Raw genomic sequence first — 17,682 nt, forward strand, 5'->3', positions numbered from 1 at the left:
GACGCCATCCCACCCGACTTCGGTCGGTGGCAACGCAGCCGGGGATTGAATCGATTTTGCAGGAGTGGCCGTGAGCACCGCCCCGTCACCCGCGACGATCCGGGACGTCGCGCGCCTCGCGGGCGTGTCCCCCGCCACCGTCTCCAACGTGCTGCGCGACCACCCTCGGGTCTCCGACGCCACCCGCGCCAGGGTGCGGGCCGCCGCCGACGAGCTGGGCTACGAGCCGAACGCGCTGGCGCGGTCGCTGCGCTCGGGCCGCTCGGGCACCATCGCGCTCGTCGTGCCGGACCTGCGCAACGCCTACTTCGCCGAGCTCGCCAGCGAGGTCATCGGGGCGGCATCGCGGTACGGGCTGCGCGTCGCGGTGGAGGTGCTCGCCGGCGACCGCGCGCACGAGGTCTCGGTCCTGACCGGCAGCATGACGGCGTTCGTGGACGGCCTCGTCTACGTGCCGCAGAAGCTGCTCGGCACGGAGATCGACGACGTGCTCGAGACCCGCCGCGCCCATCGCGTCCCCGTGGTCCTGCTCGGGGAGCGCGGGGCGGACTCGCACTGCCCGCAGGTCGGCTACCGGAACGTCGAGGCGAGCCGCGCCGTCACCGAGCTGCTCCTCGCGGGCGGAGCGCGGCGGATCGCGGCGATCGGGCCGCACGAGCGCGCGGGGTCGGCCACGCCGCGCCTCGAGGGCTACCTCGCCGCGCTCGACGCCGCCGGCATCCCCCGCGACGACGCCCTCATCCGGCCGACGACGGCGTGGCACCGCACCTCCGGGGCGCAGGCCGTCGCCGAGCTGCTCGCCGACGGGGTCGAGGTCGACGCTGTGTTCGGCTTCAACGACATGCTCGCGCTCGGCGCGCTCAGCACGCTGGTGCGCGCCGGTCTCGACGTGCCCGGCCAGGTGCAGGTGGCCGGGTTCGACGACCTGGAGGAGTCCGCCTTCGCCCTGCCCGCCCTGTCCACGGTCGAGCCGGGCAAGCGGCACGCCGCCGGCCTCGCTCTGGAGGTCCTCGCGCACCTGCTCGAGCACGACGACGAGGACGACCCCGGTGCGGTCGACTCACGCCTGGCCGACTTCACCGTGATCCCGCGTGGCACGACCCGCAGCGCGCGTTAGCTCCGACCACCGACAGCACCACGCCCCGGCACCACAGCAGCAACACGACACCGACAGCACCGCCCCCCAGCTCCCACCGAGAGGACACCCCGAGATGATCCGCGTCAGCACGGACGACGCACGCCTGCGCACCGCCCTGGACGCCATGGTCCGCCGCACGATGGCGATGGACCTCACGTGGGACTGGCCGTGCGGCGTCGCGTACTACGGCGTCGCGCAGGCGTACGAGGCGACGGGCGAGGACGCCTACCTCGAGCTGCTGCAGGCGCGGGTGGACGAGCTCATCGACGTCGGCCTGCCGGGCTGGACGGTCAACACGTGCGCGATGGGCCACAGCCTGCTCACGCTCCAGAAGGTCACCGGCGAGCAGCGCTACGGCGACATCCTCGAGCAGAAGATGGACTACCTGCGCCACCGCGCGCTGCGCTTCGGCGACGGCGTGCTCCAGCACACCGTGTCCGCCAACAACGACTTCCCCGAGCAGGCGTGGGCCGACACCCTGTTCATGGCGGCGTTCCTCATGCTGCGGGTCGGCGCACGCGACGAGGACCGCGCGCTCGTCGACGACGCGCTCAACCAGTACTTCTGGCACATCGAGTACCTGCAGGACCCCGCGACCGGCCTCTTCTACCACGGCTACGACAACGTCCGCGGCGACCACATGTCGGGCTTCTTCTGGGCCCGCGCCAACGCCTGGGCCGCCTACACGATGAGCCAGGTCGGCCGCACGATCCCGCAGCCCTACCTCTACCCGCAGTTCATGGACGTCGACAGCTCGCTGCGCGACCAGCTCGCAGGCGTGCGGGCGCTGCAGACCCCCGACGGCCTGTGGCGCACCGTGCTCGACGACGAGGAGAGCTACGAGGAGCTCTCGGCCTCGGCCGGGATCGCCGCGGCGATGCTCGCGGGCGGCAACCCGCTGCACACCCGCGCCGTGGCCGCCGCGCAGGAGGGCGTCCTCGCCAACGTCTCCCCCGACGGCCGGCTCCTCAACACCTCGGCCGGCACCGCCGTCATGCGCGACCGCGAGGGCTACCGCTCGATCTCCCGCAAGTGGACGCAGGGCTGGGGCCAGGGCCTCGGGCTCACGTTCCTCGCCGGGCTCCTCACGGCGGGCGAGGCGACCCGCGCCGCCGAGGCGGAGACCGCCCGGACCGCCGAGACCGTCTCCGAGAGCGACGCGAGCACGACGGCGAGCACGGGCGCGTCGGGCGCCGGCGGCTCCGCCGACACCGCCGAGTAGTCCCCGTGCGCATCCCGTTCCCCGACGCCCGGCTCGACGTCCGCGGCGCGGCCTGGCTCGAGCCGACCGACGCCGGCCTGCTCCCGCAGCGCCTCCCGGCGTGGACCCGCGCGCAGTACCCCGACCCGCTGTACGCGGTCAACGTCGCGCACCCCTCGGGCGTCCGCGTGCGGTTCCGCACCACCTCGGACGCCTGCGTGCTGCACGCGCGCGTCAGCCGCACCCTCGTTCGCCCGGTCCCGCCCGCCGTCGAGACACCGCCGCGCCCGCCCGGCCCGATCGACGTCGTGCTCGACGGCGAGCTCCACTGCGCCATCGAGCCCATCGGCACCGGGCTCGTCACGCTCGACCTCGCAGCGATCACGCAGCACGAGGACCTCGGGGCGCCCGAGGCCCTCGCGGTGGACCTCCCGCCCGGCGACGGCCGCCCGCGCACCGTCGAGCTCTGGCTGCCCTACCGCGACCGGGTGCGGCTGGTCGCGCTCGAGGCCGACGACGTCGCGGCCCCGCCCGCCGTCGACCAACCGCGGTGGGTGCACCACGGCTCCTCGATCAGCCACGGCGCGGAGGCGGCGTCGCCGACCGGCACGTGGCCCGCCGTCGCGGCGCGAACGGCCGGCCTGGACCTCGTCAACCTCGGGCTGTCCGGCGCGGCGATGCTCGACCCGTTCGTGGCCCGCACGATGCGCGACGCGCCGGCGGACCTTCTCTCGCTCAAGATCGGGATCAACGTCCTCAACGCCAACGCGTACGGCCGGCGGATGTTCGCGCCGCTGCTGCACGGGTTCCTCGACACCGTGCGCGAGGGCCACCCCGACACGCCGTTCCTCGTGATCTCCCCGCTGTTCTGCCCCATCGCGGAGGACACCCCCGGGCCGACCGTGATCGACCCGACCGTGACCGACCACGTCGAGTTCGTCTCGCTCGGCAAGCCGGAGCAGGTGGCCGAGGGCCGCCTCACGCTGCGGGACATGCGGGTACTCGTGGCCGACGTCGTGGCCGCCCGCCGCGCGGCCGGCGACACCGCGCTGCACCACCTCGACGGCCTCGCGCTGTACGGCGAGCAGGACGGCGTCGAGCTCCCGATGGCCGACCTGCTGCACCCCGACCCGCCCGCGCAGCGGCGCATCGGGGAGCGCGCCGCCGAGCACCTCTCGCGGCTGGCTCAGCCGCCGGCCCAGCCGGCCCAGACGACTCAGACGAGGTAGAACCGCGCGATCACGTAGACCGGCACGCCCACCACGACCACCGGCAGCACCGCGGCCGCGAGCGCCGGCACGAGCCGGTTCGCCGCGGGGTAGCGCCCGAGCAGCTGGTGCAGCGCGGCGCTGAGCAGGCCGGACGCGAAGCCGATGATGGCGCCGACGTAGCCGAGCTCGGGCAGCACGAGCCCGGCGACGGCGCCGACCACGGTCGCCCCGACGATCGTGACCCCGGCGTGCACCCACGGCGGCAGGTGGATCGCGGCGCACGCCGCGCCGGCGGCGAGCGTGCCCGCGGCGGTGAACACGACGGCGACCTCGAGCGGCGTGCGCCCCATGCCGACCCAGCCGGCGCCGGACACCACCACCACGACCCCGGCGCACGACGCCGAGAGCGAGTCCACGAGGCGTGGTCGCCCGTCGTCGCGGGTCAGCTCGAGCACGAAGGCGCCGATCACGCCGGCGGCGGCGACCACCGCGAGGTACTCCAGATCGCCCGTCAGCAGCACCGCGGAGAGCGAGAGGACGGCGACGACGGCGAGCAGCACGGCGCGTCGACCGGCGACGGGGAGGCCGACCAGCCGCGGCCATCCCCAGGCGAACGCGAGGAGGAGGACGGCGACCACGGCGAGCACCGCCGTCGTGCCCGCGTAGGAGGCGATCGCCACGAGGGCCGCCGCGGCGGCGCTCACGACGGCGCGCGTCGAGGCGCCGAGCGTGCGCACCTCTGCCATGACTCTCCCCCGGCGCGAACGCGCTCTGGCCGACGACTCTCCCGGCAGCTCCGGGCGCCCCGACGGGGCCCGTCCACGGTACTGCAATACACTCCAACCACTCCCCCTGTCCGACCCGAGGAAGGAACGGCGTGGCCGATCTGCTCCTGCTGACGTCGGAACCCGGTGGCTCGTCCCAGGTGCTGCCCGCTCTCGGCCTCCTCAGTCATCGCGTGCGCGTGCTGCCCGTGGAGCCGTCGGCCCTGCTGGAGGCACCCGACGCGGACGTCGTCATCCTGGACGGTCGGCGCGACCTTGCGACCGCGCGCACCACCTGCCGCCTCATCCGTTCCACGGGCCTGACCGTGCCGCTGCTCCTCGTGCTCACCGAGGGCGGGCTGACGGTCGTGAACGCCGACTGGGGCACCGACGACATCGTCCTGGACACCGCAGGACCGGCCGAGCTGTCCACCCGCCTTCGCCTGCTCGGGGAGTCCGACCGCTCGCAGCGCCTCGCCGACGAGGACGCCGAGATCGAGGCCGGCGACCTCGCGATCGACCCGAGCGGCTACACCGTGCGGCTGCGCGGTCGGGCGCTCGACCTCACGTACAAGGAGTTCGAGCTCCTCAAGTACCTCGTCCAGCACCCCGGCCGCGTCTTCACGCGTGCCCAGCTGCTGCAGGAGGTCTGGGGGTACGACTACTACGGGGGCACGCGCACCGTGGACGTGCACGTCCGCCGGCTGCGCGCGAAGCTCGGGATCGAGCACGAGTCGCTCATCGGCACGGTGCGCAACGTCGGCTACCGGTTCGAGCCGCCGCGGCCCGATCTCGCGCAGGCCCCGATCGTCGCGCCCGTCGTCGCGCCCACCGGCACGAACGCCCCCGACGGCGCGGCGTCGCCCGTCCCCGGGCGCGTCGCCCCCGCGCGTCCCAGCACCCGGGCGGGCGCCCGCTCCTGACGTTCACCCGCCGGACACCCCGTCACCTTCGGCAGGTAGAGTGTCCGCGGACGCCGGGCCGGGCAAGCCCCGGGCTCCAATCACAGCCGCTTCGAGCGGCCACGCGCCGAGAGGCGCTTCCCGGTCCGGTGTCCACTACCCCCTTCGACTTCGGGAGAGCTCGTGCGCCTGCGCCTCAAGCCCCGCGACTCCTCGATCCTCCACCTCCTGACCGCCCTCGCCCAGCACCTCCCGTCGACCGCGGACCTGCTCGCCCAGCTGGTGGCCGCCCCGACTGCCGCGCGCGCCGAGCTCGCCGCCCGACTCGGCGCCGCGGAGCAGGCTGCCGACGAGAGCGCGCACGCGGTGCTCCACCGCCTGGCCGAGACGTTCGTGACGCCGCTGGACCGTGAGGACATCGCGCGGCTCACCGCGTCCCTCGACGACTGCGTCGACCTCCTCGAGGAGGTCGGCGACCGCGTCGTGTCGTTCCGGGTGGGCGAGCTGCCCGCGGGGGTGGTCGCGCAGGTCGACGCGATCCAGCGGTGCGCCGAGCTGACGTCCGACGCCGTGCCCCGGCTGCGCACCATGGCGAACCTGCGCGAGTACTGGGTCGAGCTGAACAGCATCGAGAACGCGGCGGGCATCATGCACCGCGCGGTGCTCTCGACGATCTTCGACGGCACCTCCCCCGCCGGCCGCGACGCCGTGGAGGTGCTCAAGCTGAAGGAGATCACTGACGGCCTCGAGCGCGCCGTGAACGCCTTCGAGCGCGTCGCGGCCGTGATCGAGACCATCGCGATCAAGGAAGCCTGATCGGTGGAGGTCGCCCTCGTCCTCCTCGTCGTCGCGCTCGCCCTGGGCTTCGACTACACCAACGGGTTCCACGACGCCTCGAACGCGGTCGCCACCTCGGTCTCCACGCGCGCCCTCACCCCGCGGGTCGCCGTGGTGATGGCCGCGGTGATGAACTTCGTGGGCGCGCTGCTCGGCACCTCGGTCGCCGAGACGATCGCCACGAGCATCGTCACGCTCGACCTCCGCGAGGGCTCGCACGCGAACGCCGCGCTCGTCGTCGTGCTCGCGGCGCTCGTCGGCGCGATCGGCTGGAACCTGCTGACCTGGTGGCGCGGCCTGCCGTCGTCCTCCTCGCACGCCCTCATCGGCGGGCTCGTCGGCGCGGGCCTTGCGGGCTCGTTCGTAGTCCAGTGGGGCGAGGTCCTGGACAAGGTCGTCATCCCCATGGTGCTGTCCCCCGTGATCGGTTTCACGCTCGCGTTCGCGCTCATGATCGGGGTGCTGTGGCGGTTCCGGAACGCACGGCCGGGACCCACCACGCGCGGGTTCCGCCTCGCCCAGACCGTCTCGGCGGCGGCGATGGCGCTCGGCCACGGCCTGCAGGACGCCCAGAAGACGATGGGCGTCATCTTCCTCGCGCTGCTGTCCGCAGGCTGGGTGCGCGCCGACGACGCGATCCCCCTGTGGGTGAAGCTCCTCGCGGCGCTGGCGATCTCGCTCGGCACGTGGTCGGGCGGGTGGCGGATCATGCGGACGCTGGGGCGGCGACTGATCGACCTGGACCCCCCGCGCGGGTTCGTCGCCGAGTCGGTCTCCGCATTCGTGCTCTACGTCATGGCGATGGGGCTGCACGCCCCGGTCTCGACCACCCAGACGATCACGTCGGCGATCATGGGTGTCGGCGCCACCCGACGACTGTCCGCCGTGCGCTGGGGCGTCGCGGGCAACATCGGCGTGGCGTGGCTGCTCACGATCCCCGCTGCGGCGCTGGTCTCCGCCGGGAGCTACGCCGTGCTCGCCGCCGTGCTGCTCTGACGCGAAAGGCCGGCTCCCGTTCGGGAGCCGGCCTTCGCCGTCGTGCGTGCGTGCGCGTGGTGCGAAGCGGTGCGCCGGGGCGCACCGCCGCGGCTCACCCGAAGCGGCCGGAGATGTAGTCCTCGGTCTGCTTCTGCGAGGGCGCGGAGAACATCGTGGTGGTGTCGTCCATCTCGACGAGCTGGCCGGGCTTGCCCGTGGCTTCGAGGTTGAAGAAGCCCGTGCGGTCGGAGACGCGCGAGGCCTGCTGCATGTTGTGCGTGACGATGACGATCGTGTAGTCGGCCTTGAGCTCCGCGATGAGGTCCTCGATCGCGAGCGTGGAGATCGGGTCGAGCGCCGAGCACGGCTCGTCCATGAGGAGCACCTGCGGCGACACCGCGATCGCGCGGGCGATGCACAGGCGCTGCTGCTGGCCGCCGGACAGGCCCGAGCCGGGCTTGTCAAGGCGGTCCTTGACCTCGTTCCACAGGTTCGCGCCGCGCAGGGAGCGCTCGACGAGGGCGTCGGCGTCGGAGCGCGAGAGGCGCTTGTTGTTGAGCTTCACCCCGGCCAGCACGTTCTCCTTGATGGACATCGTGGGGAACGGGTTCGGCCGCTGGAACACCATGCCGATCTGGCGGCGGACCTCGACCGGGTCGACGTCGCGGCCGTAGATGTCCACGCCGTCCATGACGGCCTTGCCCTCCACGCGGGCCTTCGGGATCACCTCGTGCATCCGGTTGAGCGTGCGCAGGAAGGTGGACTTCCCGCACCCGGACGGGCCGATGAGGGCGGTGACGGAACGCGGCTCGATGGCCATGTTCACGCCCTTCACGGCCAGGAAGTCGCCGTAGTAGATGTCGAGGTCGCTGACGTCGATGCGCTTGGACATGGGTTCTGGGTCTCCTTGTGCGGTGGCGGCTGCTGGTCCGAGCGCGCTACTTCTCGGCGATCGAGAACCGGCGGCTGATGAACCGCGCGACGAGGTTGAGCAGCATGATCATGACGATGAGGACGAGCGCGGCGCCCCAGGCGCGGTCGGCGCCCACCCCCTGGGAGTCCTGCGCGTACTGGCTGTAGGCGAACACCGGCAGCGTCGCGACGCGACCGTCCAGCATGTTGGTGTTCACGGTCGTGACGATGCCCACGGTGAGCAGGAGCGGAGCGGTCTCGCCGATGACGCGGGCGATCGCGAGCACGATCGAGGTCACGATGCCGGCGAGCGAGGTGCGCAGCACGACCTTGATGATCGTGAGCCACTTCGGCACGCCGAGCGCGTACGCGGCCTCGCGCAGCTCGTTCGGCACGAGCCGGAGCATCTCCTCGCAGCTGCGCACCACCACGGGGATCATCAGCACCGAGAGCGCGACGGCGGCCATCAGCCCCGAGCGGTACGCGGGACCCACGAGGAGCGCGAAGAGCGCGACGGCGAACAGGCCCGCCACGATCGACGGGATGCCGGTCATCACGTCGACGAAGAACGTGAGCGTCTTCGCCAGCCGGCCGGTGCCGTACTCCACGAGGTAGATCGCCGCGAGCAGGCCGATCGGCGCCGAGATCAGCGTCGCGAGCGCCGTGATCTGGAGCGTGCCGAGGATCGCGTGCTCGACGCCGCCCGTCGTCATGTCGCCGAAGACGCCCGCCATGTCGGTGGTGAGGAAGTCCCAGCTGATCATCTTGCCGCCGCGGACCACCACCTCGACCAGCAGCGAGATCAGCGGGATGAGCGCGATGAGGAATGCGACGGTGACGACGACGGCCATGATCGTGTTGGTCCGCTTGCGGCGCCGGCCGCTCGCCGTCGTGGCGAACGACGGCGCGGCGTCGGTCGGCGTGGGCGTCGGGCCGGTCGGTGACTGGGTCTGGACGGCCATCAGTTGGCTCCCGAGAAGGCGGCGCGGCGCGAGACGATCCAGCGCGCGATCATGTTGACGACGAGGGTGATGGCGAACAGCGCGAGACCCGAGGCGATGAGCACGCTCACGCTGAGCCCGTGCGCCTCGCGGATCTGCTGGGCGATGTTCGCGGCGATCGTCTGGTGCTGCGCGCTCTGCAGGATGTGCCAGCTGAAGAACGACGAGCCCTTGGCGAACGGCGCCAGGATCATCAGCACGGCCATCGTCTCGCCGAGCGCGCGGCCCAGCCCGAGCATCGACGCGGAGATCACGCCGGACCGGCCGAACGGCAGGATGGCCATCCGGGCGACCTCCCAGCGCGTCGCACCGAGCGCGAGCGAGGCCTCGATGTGCAGGCGGGGGGTCTGCAGGAAGACCTCGCGCGACACCGCGGTCACGATGGGCAGCACCATGACGGCCAGCACGACCGCGGCCGAGGTGATGTTCTTCGCCGGCGGGGCGTAGTCCGCGAGCAGCGGGATGAAGCTGAACGTCGTCGAGACCCAGTCGAAGAACGGGCCGACGAGCGGCACGAGCCAGTAGAAGCCCCAGAGGCCGTAGACGACCGACGGGATCGCGGCGAGCAGGTCGATGGCGTAGGCGACCGGCCCGGCCAGGCGCTTCGGCGCGTAGTGCGCGATGAACAGCGCGATCGCGATCGACAGCGGGACCGCGATGACGAGCGCGATGATCGCGGCGAGCACGGTGCCGAAGACGAGCGGGGCGATGTACTGCCCGAGGCTGAGGCCGCGGGTGAAGTCGGCGATGTCCTGCGTCGACGACGTGATCGCCGGCAGCGCCTCCCGCAGGAGGAACGCGGCGACGGCCACGAGGGTCGCGAGGATGAGGATGCCGGAAGCGAGCGAGATGCCCGAGAACAGCCGGTTGCCGAAGCGGCCCGGGTGCTTGGTGTGGTCGCTGAGCGGCTCGGGAGCCACCGCGTCCACGGGGTCCGGCCTCACGTCGGTGCTCACGCTGCGCCTTTCTGCACGGTGGCGGGGGAAGGTCGAGGGTTCGCGGCGGCGCCCCGGTTCGGAGCGGACTTGGGGCGCCGCCGCTGATCACTCGGCTGGGGCGGCGCCGCGGGTCCTCGATGAGGACCCGCGGGCGCCGCCCCGGAGCGGTCGCAGGGTGATCAGGCGCCCTTGATCTGCGCGATCGCGGCGTCGATCTTGGTGCGCAGGTCGTCCGAGATCGGCGCGGAGCCCGCGACGCTCGGCTCGGCGGCGCGCGCCTGACCCTCCTCGCTCGTCACGTACGTGAAGTACGCGGCGACGTTCGCGGCGTCCGACGCGGAGTCGTACGTGCTGCAGCCCGCGAGGTACGACACGAGGATCAGCGGGTAGGCACCGGCCTCGGTCGTGGTGCGGTCGATCTTGTAGGTGATGCGCAGGTCGGTCGCGTCGTCCGTGAGCGGCGAGGCGTCCAGGCCCTTGGCGGCGGCGTCCGCGTCGGGGCCGACGAAGTCCTCGCCGACCTGCACCGCGACGGTACCGAGGTCGCCGGCCTGGGACGCGTCGGCGTAGCCGATCGCACCCACGGCGGCGCCGACCGTCGCGATCATGCCGGACGTGCCGTCACCGGACTGCACCGACGCGATCGGCCACGCGTCGTCGGCCTCGTAGGTCCACACGTCGGGCGCGGTCTGACCGAGGTAGTCGGTGAAGTTCTTCGTCGTGCCCGAGTCGTCCGAGCGGTTCACCACCGTGATCTTGGTGGCCGGCAGGGTGGCGTCCGGGTTCAGCGCCGCGATGGCCGCGTCGTCCCAGGTGGTGATCGCACCGGAGAACACCTTCGCGAGGGTGTCGGCGTCGAGCTGGATGTGCTCCACACCCGCGTCGGGGAGGTTGTACACCACGGCGATCGGGGAGATGTAGACCGGGAGCTCCACGACCTCGCCGCCCGCGCAGCGCTCGGTGCCCGAGGCGAGCTCGTCGTCGTTGAAGTTGGAGTCCGTGCCGGCGAAGAGCGTGCCGCCGGCGAGGAACTGCTCGCGGCCACCGCCCGAGCCGACCGGGTCGTACGTCACGGTGACGTCGGGGTTCGCCTCGGTGAAGCCGGCGACCCAGCCCTCCTGGGCCTTGGCCTGGGACGACGCCCCCGCGCCGGCCAGGTTGCCGGACAGGTCGCCGGACGCCGCGGACTCGCCACCACCGGCGGTCGAGTCGCTGCCACCGGAGTCACCGGACGACGCCGACGACCCACAGGCCGCAAGCACGAGTGCCGTGCTCGCGGCGAGGATCGCGTACGTGCCACGACGGATCGACTGCTTCACTTCGTTCCCCATTCGTCGGGTCTGCGGGCACGCGTGTGTCCGCCATGACGAGAAGGTAGGAAGGGCGGGTGACGCGCCGCCCGGCGCAGGGTGAATGCGAGGTGAACGAGCGGCGACACCTTGCCCGATCGTGGGAACGATCACACCGAACGGCGTCCTCCGTGACTCAGCCGTGTCAGCTCTTGGCCGCCAGCACGTGGGCCGCGGCCTCGTCGACCCGGGCCGCGAACGTGGCGTCGGACTGCGCCTTCGCGAGCACGGCGGCCACCATCTCCGCGGCCACCGTCGGGTCGGCCGAGACGAGGATGACGTCGCAGCCCGCCGCGATCGCGTTGACCGCGCGGTCGCCCGGCGACCACGCGGCGACGGCCTCGGCCGCCGACACGTCGTCGGTCATCACCGCGCCCGTGAAGCCGAGAGTGCCCCGCAGCAGGTCGGTCACGATCGACGAGGAGAACAGCGCGGGGTCGGCCGGGTCGAGCTGGGTGTAGATCGCCGAGGAGACCATCACCCACGGCGCCCCCTGCCCGATGACCGTGGCGAACGCCTGCACGCTGGGCGAGCTCGCCGTCGTCTGCGTGTCGGTGACGTTCGCGGTGGTGTCCGTGTTCTGCGTGACGAGGCCCAGACCGGGGAAGTGCTTGAAGACCGTGCCGACGCTCGCCGTCGCCATGCCGTCCGCGAAGGCGCGGCCCGCCGTCGCCACCGCCTGCGCGTCGTACCCGAACTCCCGGTCGAACGCGCCGATGGGCGCGTTGCCCGCCGCGGCCTCGGCGCTCGCCGGCACGTCCAGCACGGGCGCGAGGTTGAGCGTGACTCCGGCGGCGTGGAGCTCCCCGCCCCACGTCGCGGCCGAGGACTCCAGGTCGCTCGTGGCCAGCTGGCCCTGCTGGAGCGCGGACGGCATCGTGGAGAACCCCGGACCGCTGAGCACCTGCACCTGACCGCCCTCCTGGTCGGTGGCCACGAGCACCGGCACGGGCGACGTCGAGGCGGAGGTCAGCGTCGTGACCACGGCGCTGGTCGCGTCGACGCCGGCGCTCGAGCGGCCGTGCAGGAACACGCCGCCGACGGCGAGCCTGCTCACGGCGTCCAGGGTCACGGCGTCGGCGCTGGACGCGCTCGAGCCCACGACGAAGAGCTGGCCCACCCGCTGCTCGAGGGTGAGGGACTGCACCGGGTCGGGCGTCGGGCTGGGGGTGGGGCTCGGCGTCGGACTGGGCGCCGGGCTGGGCGTCGGGGCGGTCGTCGACGGGGCCGTGCTCGGGCTGGGGGACGGAGCGGACGACGGCGAGGAGCACCCGACGAGGGCGAGCGCGGCCAGCACGGTGGCCGCGACGCCCGCGGCGCCTCGCGCGTTCCGCAAGCCCCGAGCGGTGCGTCGCACGGGCCGGGCGAAGGTCTGCGACATGGGGGCGATCATGCCGGACCGGGAGCGCCGCGTCGGCCAGCTGGACGCAACAATCTCGCCAAGGGCCGGCCAAGGGGCGGGCGGCACGGGGCACGTGCGCGCACGGGCGTGCGCCCGGTGATCGTCCGGTGGGCCGCGTCAGACGGGCGGCCTGCTCCGCTCGGCGGCGACGATCCGCACACCCCGGCGGTGGCGCGGGAGCACGTGCACGACGAGCAGCTCGCCGGTGCGCAGGTACGGGTTCTCCCGCGGCAGCGTGGCGCGCACGCGCGAGGACGCACGGCTGGCGAGCGCCTCGAGAACAAGCGGGAGCACGGGCCGGTGGGTACAGAGCACGGCACCCTCGGGCACATCGACCCCGCGCCGGTGCCGGAACTCCCCGACGAGGCGCGTCACCGCGCTGCGGGCCGCGCCGGGCCGACGCTTCGCGGCGGCCTCCGTCAGCTCGGGCACCGCGACGGACGTGAGCCCCGACGCGAGCGCGTACGGCCGGACCGACGCGGCACACCGCTCCCACGGACTCGTGTAGACCTCGGACACCCCGTACGCGGCGAGCATCCCGACCGCCGCGACGGCCTGGTGCAGTCCGACGGCGGTGAGCGGCCGGTCGTCCTCGCCGCCCTTCCACGCGCTTCGCTTCTTGGCCCGGCCGTGCCGCAGCACCACTAGCGCGCGGGTGTCGAGGTGGCCGTCGTCCCACAGGTCCACGAGCGCGTCGAGCGGGAGTCGGTCGGCCGCGCGGGTGAGGACACGGCGCGCCTCGGGCACCGTCACCCAGCGGGCCTCGTCGATCTCCTCGGGCGAGCACCGCGGCACGACACCGCGCGCCGCGAGCGCGGGTGACCCGGAGTCCAGCACGCGGGCGGCCCAGTAGTGGCACTGCTTGAGGCGGCCGTCGGAGAGCCGGTAGCGCACGCCGGGCAGCGGCTGCCCGAGCACCACGGGCAGCCCGGTCTCCTCGCCGACCTCACGGACCGCGCAGACCGGCAGGCTCTCCCCCGGCTCGACCTTGCCCTTCGGCCAGGACCAGTCGTCGTACCGGGGCCTGTGCACGAGCAGGACCTGGAGGTGTCCGCGGTCCACGCGCCAGACGACTGCGCCGCCGGCGTGGATCGTCGGCGCGGGGAGCGGTGGGGTGGTCACGGGTGCACTGCGGGAGGCGCGGGGTGCCCTCAGGACTGCGGCCGGCACTACCGCACGCTCACCCGGCCGCGCGGCCGCGAGATCAGCGCGCTCTGCAGGTCGAGGAGGGGCTCGCCGTCGGGGCCCAGGTGGTGACGCACCCACTGCTGCTCACCGTCGACGTGCACCTGGTGCCAGGACGAGGTGGTGTCGGCGACCGACAGCGCGAAGAGGTTCGCGAGCTGCGCGAGGTGGTCGGGATCGGTGAGCCGCACGAGCACCTCGACCCGGCGGTCGAGGTTGCGGTGCATGAGGTCGGCCGAGCCGATGAAGTACTCGGGCTCACCATCGTTGGCGAACGCGTAGATCCGCGAGTGCTCGAGGAACCGCCCGAGGATCGAGCGCACCGTGATGTTCTCGCTCAACCCCGGCACACCTGCCTTGATCGCGCAGATGCCGCGCACCACGATCTCGACGGGCACGCCGGCCTGGGACGCGCGGTACAGCGCGTCGATCGTGGCCTCGTCGACGATCGAGTTGACCTTGATCCGGATCCAGGCGTCCTTGCCCTCGCGGCGGTTGACGATCTCCCGCTCGATCCGCTCGATCAGGCCCGCGCGGATCGAGCGGGGCGCGACGAGCAGCCGGTGGAACCGGCTCTTGGGCGCGTAGCCCGAGAGCTGGTTGAAGAGCCGGGTGAGATCCTGGCCGACCTCGCCGTCGCACGTGAGCAGCCCGAGGTCCTCGTACAGCCGCGCGGTCTTGGGGTTGTAGTTGCCCGTACCGATGTGGCAGTAGCGGCGCAGGCCGTCGGACTCCTGGCGCACCACGAGCGAGAGCTTGCAGTGCGTCTTGAGGCCCACGATGCCGTACACGACGTGGACGCCGGCCTGCTCGAGCTTGCGGGCCCAGGAGATGTTCGCCTGCTCGTCGAACCGGGCCTTGATCTCCACGATCGCGAGCACCTGCTTGCCCGCCTCGGCGGCGTCGATGAGCGAGTCCACGATCGGGGAGTTGCCCGACGTGCGGTAGAGCGTCTGCTTGATCGCGAGGACGGCGGGGTCGGCCGCCGCCTGCGCGAGGAACTGCTGCACGCTCGTGGAGAAGGAGTCGTACGGGTGGTGGAGCAGGATGTCCCGCTCGCGGATCGTGGCGAAGAAGTCCGTGGGGCTCGCGCTCTCGACCTCGGCGAGCGCACGCGGGGTGCGACCGGCGAACCGCGGGTACTGCAGGTCGGGGCGGTCCAGGTCCGCCACGACGTTGAGGCCCGTGAGGTCGAGCGGGGCCGGCAGCTCGTAGACCTCGTGCTCGACCACGCCGAGCTCGCGCACGAGCAGGCGGCGGATCTGCGGCGAGATGTCCGGGGCGAGCTCGAGCCGCACGGGCGGGCCGAACCGGCGCCGCAGCAGCTCCTTCTCGAGCGCCTTGAGGAGGTTCTCGGCGTCGTCCTCCTCGACCTCGAGGTCCTCGTTGCGCGTGACGCGGAACGAGTGGTGCTCCACCACGTCCATGCCCGGGAAGAGGTAGTGCAGGTGCGCCGCGATGAGCTCCTCGAGCGCGATGAGCCGGTTGGCCCCGCGCTCGTCGGCCTCGCCGGTCAGCGCCTCCTCCACCTTGACGAAGCGCGGGAGCGACTGCGGCACCTTGACCCGGGCGAAGTGCTCCTTCTCCGTGGCCGGGTTGCGCACCACCACCGCGAGGTTGAGCGAGAGCCCCGAGATGTACGGGAAGGGGTGCGCCGGGTCCACCGCCAGCGGCGTGAGCACGGGGAAGATCTGCTTGCGGAAGAACCGGTGCAGGCGGTCCTGCTCCTCGTCCGCGAGGTCCTCCCAGTGCACGAACGTGATGCCCTCGCCCTCCAGGGCGGGCACGAGCTCGGACCGGAAGAGCTCGGCGTGCCGCGCCGTGAGCTCGTGGGCCCGGACCGAGATCGCCTCGAGCACCTGACGCGGCGTCAGCCCCGATGCGGCCGTGACGGCGATCCCCGTCGCGATGCGCCGCTTGAGTCCGGCGACCCGGACCATGAAGAACTCGTCGAGGTTCGAGGCGAAGATCGCCGCGAACCGGCACCGCTCCAGCAGCGCCAGCCCCGGGTCCTCGGCGAGCTCGAGGACGCGCTCGTTGAAGGCGAGCCAGGACAGCTCGCGGTCGGCGAACCGACCCTCGGGCAGCTGGACCTCGTCGGCCTCCGCCTGGCTCGCCACGTCCGGGAGCTCGTCGGAGAGGGTGTCGGGGGCGGCGGCGAACGCCTGGTCGGTCATGCCCCTATCGTGACACCACCGCGGGGGGGTCGCGAAAGGGTCAGATACTGGACATCCCGGGTTCGCTCCGCGTAGCCCGTGCGTTCGTACAGGGCCCGGGCGCGCGTGTTTGCGCCGTCTACGTAGAGCTCGAGACTCGTCGCGCCGCGCGCGGCGACCTGCGCCGTCGCCCACCGCAGCAGTGCCCGGCCGACGCCGCCGCCCGACGCCGGGTGCGCGGCGAGCACGTAGATCTCCGCGCGCTCGGGACCGACCGGCTTCACCCACACGCTGCCGACGACGGCGCCCGCGCGGGTCGCCACCGCCAGGAGCGCCGGGTCGTACCAGGGCTCGGCGAGCCGAGCGTCGAGGTCGGCCCGGGTCCAGCGGCCCTGCTCGGGGTGGTCGGCGAACGCGAGGGCGTTCAGCTCCAGCCACGCCGACAGCAGGGCGTCGGCCGCTCCTCGCCCCTGGCTCGGGCGAGGGACTCCGGCGCCCGCGTCGGTCGCCACTGCGTCGGCGTGGGTGGTCACGGTCAGCCCGGCGGCGGCGAGCGCACCCGCCACGTCGGGATCGAGGTCGGCCGGGCCGACCGGGCGTTCGAGCACGAGGAGCGACCGCGCCGCCTCGAGCCCGGCCGAGGCCGCGAGGGCGCGCGCGCCGGGCAGGTCGCCGTGCGCCCAGAACCCGACGTTCGGGTCCTGCGCGAGGACGCCGGCGACGAGCGCCGCGCCGTGCCCGCGGCGGCGGCGCGCCGGGTCGACCACGACCTCGGCCGCGGAGCCCGACCGCGACGCCGCCGCGACGATCGCGCCCGCCTCGCGGTGCACGAGCACGTGGGCCTCGGGCGTGCGCAGCGCGAGGAGGTGCTCCTCGGAGAGGGGGGCGACGCCGTCGTGCGCCTGCGCGCGGGCGGCCAGCGCGAGCACGGCGCGACGGTCCACCTCATGCAATGGACCGGGGGCGACGGCGTCGCCCGACTCGATGCGGTCGGCGGGAGACGGTGGCCGCCCGGGAACCGTGGTCACTCCAGCGTCCCGGCCCGCGCCCGGCGCGCGGCGTCCCGCAGCTCCTCCCCGGTGCGCACGAGGTTGGCGGCGCTGCGCGTGGCGTGCGCGGCCTCGGGGCCGTGCGGGGCGTCGTGCAGGTCGGCGTCGAGCGCCGTCCCGGTCCCGACGACGCGGTAGAAGGCGGCGGCGCGGTCGAGCGCGACGTCGAGGTCCGCGGTGACGGCGCCGGCGAGCACGGCGTCCGCGAGCGCCGCGACCTCCTGCGGCGTGGGCGGCGCGGGCACGCCGGCGACGGCGTCGTCCACCTCCGCGCGCTGCGCCCCGAGCGCGTACCGCGCCGTGACCTCGACCGGCGTGCGGCGGATCCACTCGCGCAGCACGTACAGCCGCCACAGGGCGCCGGGGAGGGAGGCGGCGTCACTGTCGGCCCAGAGCGAGGCGACGACCTCGAGCCCCTCGGTCTCCACGAGGCGGACGAGCCGGTCGACGGTCTCGACGTCGACGTCGGACTCGTGCCCGCGCCGCAGCACGGCCTGCGCCGTGGCGTGCGCGGCGCGCAGGCGCAGTGCGGGATCGGCTCCCCCGGCGATCCGGTCGGCCTGGGCGGGGTCGAGCGAGGCGGGCCGGCGCGGGCGGTGCGGGCGTTCGGTCATGCGCCCCATTGTCACCCCCGCGGCGCCGGCAGCCGGGTGCGGGGC

The 17,682-nt window shown here is 73.4% G+C and carries 17 protein-coding genes; 7 read left to right on the forward strand and 10 right to left on the reverse strand.

Going from position 1 to position 17,682, the window contains the following annotated elements; translation table 11 throughout:
• Positions 1-70: 70 nt before the first annotated feature.
• The 3 genes from FH969_RS03285 to FH969_RS03295 all read left to right on the forward strand — a co-directional run bounded on the left by FH969_RS03285 (position 71) and on the right by FH969_RS03295 (position 3,568).
• Positions 71-1,117: a LacI family DNA-binding transcriptional regulator gene (locus tag FH969_RS03285; RefSeq protein ID WP_139986087.1), complete on the forward strand. Its 1,047-nt coding sequence runs from the start codon at positions 71-73 to the stop codon at positions 1,115-1,117.
• A 94-nt stretch (positions 1,118-1,211) separates the two neighbouring features.
• Positions 1,212-2,360, forward strand: a complete 1,149-nt coding sequence (locus FH969_RS03290; protein ID WP_108718244.1) for a glycoside hydrolase family 88/105 protein — start codon at positions 1,212-1,214, stop codon at positions 2,358-2,360.
• A gap of 5 nt (positions 2,361-2,365) precedes the next feature.
• Entirely contained in the window at positions 2,366-3,568 is a 1,203-nt protein-coding gene (locus FH969_RS03295; RefSeq protein ID WP_139986089.1) for an SGNH/GDSL hydrolase family protein, read from the forward strand.
• On the opposite strand, the gene FH969_RS15110 is transcribed toward FH969_RS03295, so the two are convergent.
• A complete protein-coding gene (locus FH969_RS15110) occupies positions 3,556-4,296 on the reverse strand; it encodes a hypothetical protein (RefSeq protein WP_108718246.1) in 741 nt (246 codons plus the stop codon). The genes FH969_RS03295 and FH969_RS15110 overlap by 13 nt on opposite strands.
• A gap of 131 nt (positions 4,297-4,427) precedes the next feature.
• Here FH969_RS15110 and FH969_RS03305 point away from each other — a divergent pair, with 131 nt between their 5' ends.
• From FH969_RS03305 to FH969_RS03315, 3 genes are all read left to right on the forward strand, one after another.
• A complete protein-coding gene (locus tag FH969_RS03305) occupies positions 4,428-5,237 on the forward strand; it encodes a winged helix-turn-helix transcriptional regulator (protein WP_108718247.1) in 810 nt (269 codons plus the stop codon).
• Between the two features lie 162 nt (positions 5,238-5,399).
• The gene (locus FH969_RS03310) at positions 5,400-6,032 is read left to right on the forward strand and encodes a DUF47 domain-containing protein (protein WP_139986092.1); all 633 of its coding nucleotides are present in this window, start codon (positions 5,400-5,402) and stop codon (positions 6,030-6,032) included.
• A gap of 3 nt (positions 6,033-6,035) precedes the next feature.
• Positions 6,036-7,049 carry an inorganic phosphate transporter gene (locus FH969_RS03315; RefSeq protein WP_139986094.1) on the forward strand — a complete coding sequence of 338 codons (1,014 nt, stop codon included), beginning with the start codon at positions 6,036-6,038 and terminating at the stop codon, positions 7,047-7,049.
• 94 nt (positions 7,050-7,143) lie between these two features.
• On the opposite strand, the gene pstB is transcribed toward FH969_RS03315, so the two are convergent.
• From pstB to FH969_RS03340, 5 genes are all read right to left on the reverse strand, one after another.
• The gene (gene pstB / locus FH969_RS03320) at positions 7,144-7,923 is read right to left on the reverse strand and encodes a phosphate ABC transporter ATP-binding protein PstB (RefSeq protein WP_108718250.1); all 780 of its coding nucleotides are present in this window, start codon (positions 7,921-7,923) and stop codon (positions 7,144-7,146) included.
• A 46-nt stretch (positions 7,924-7,969) separates the two neighbouring features.
• On the reverse strand, positions 7,970-8,905 hold the full coding sequence (pstA, locus tag FH969_RS03325) for a phosphate ABC transporter permease PstA (protein WP_139986096.1): 936 nt from the start codon (positions 8,903-8,905) through the stop codon (positions 7,970-7,972).
• On the reverse strand, positions 8,905-9,900 hold the full coding sequence (gene pstC, locus FH969_RS03330) for a phosphate ABC transporter permease subunit PstC (RefSeq protein WP_342776987.1): 996 nt from the start codon (positions 9,898-9,900) through the stop codon (positions 8,905-8,907). Before pstC ends, pstA begins: the two co-directional genes overlap by 1 nt.
• Before the next feature lie 161 nt (positions 9,901-10,061).
• The gene (locus FH969_RS03335; protein WP_246071676.1) at positions 10,062-11,201 is read right to left on the reverse strand and encodes a phosphate ABC transporter substrate-binding protein PstS; all 1,140 of its coding nucleotides are present in this window, start codon (positions 11,199-11,201) and stop codon (positions 10,062-10,064) included.
• 175 nt (positions 11,202-11,376) lie between these two features.
• Positions 11,377-12,378 (reverse strand): glycoside hydrolase family 3 N-terminal domain-containing protein, encoded by a 1,002-nt coding sequence (locus FH969_RS03340; protein ID WP_246071677.1) that lies wholly within the window; start codon positions 12,376-12,378, stop codon positions 11,377-11,379.
• Here FH969_RS03340 and FH969_RS15600 point away from each other — a divergent pair.
• Entirely contained in the window at positions 12,365-12,733 is a 369-nt protein-coding gene (locus tag FH969_RS15600; protein ID WP_246071678.1) for a hypothetical protein, read from the forward strand. The two genes, FH969_RS03340 and FH969_RS15600, sit on opposite strands and share 14 nt — an antisense overlap.
• A gap of 17 nt (positions 12,734-12,750) precedes the next feature.
• On the opposite strand, the gene FH969_RS03345 is transcribed toward FH969_RS15600, so the two are convergent.
• Genes FH969_RS03345 through FH969_RS03360 form a run of 4 tightly spaced genes read right to left on the reverse strand, consistent with a single transcriptional unit; the run spans position 12,751 to position 17,637 of the window.
• The gene (locus tag FH969_RS03345; protein WP_139986100.1) at positions 12,751-13,755 is read right to left on the reverse strand and encodes an NUDIX hydrolase; all 1,005 of its coding nucleotides are present in this window, start codon (positions 13,753-13,755) and stop codon (positions 12,751-12,753) included.
• A 47-nt stretch (positions 13,756-13,802) separates the two neighbouring features.
• Complete coding sequence (locus FH969_RS03350; protein ID WP_139986102.1) at positions 13,803-15,995, reverse strand: RNA degradosome polyphosphate kinase; 2,193 nt, start codon at positions 15,993-15,995, stop codon at positions 13,803-13,805.
• Entirely contained in the window at positions 15,992-17,002 is a 1,011-nt protein-coding gene (gene mshD, locus FH969_RS03355; protein WP_139986104.1) for a mycothiol synthase, read from the reverse strand. The genes FH969_RS03350 and mshD overlap by 4 nt, the downstream gene beginning before the upstream one ends.
• Complete coding sequence (locus FH969_RS03360; RefSeq protein WP_139986106.1) at positions 16,999-17,637, reverse strand: hypothetical protein; 639 nt, start codon at positions 17,635-17,637, stop codon at positions 16,999-17,001. Before FH969_RS03360 ends, mshD begins: the two co-directional genes overlap by 4 nt.
• Between the last annotated feature and the right edge of the window lie 45 nt (positions 17,638-17,682).

This window comes from Miniimonas arenae (genome assembly GCF_006351005.1).
GTDB classification, from domain to species: domain Bacteria; phylum Actinomycetota; class Actinomycetes; order Actinomycetales; family Beutenbergiaceae; genus Miniimonas; species Miniimonas arenae.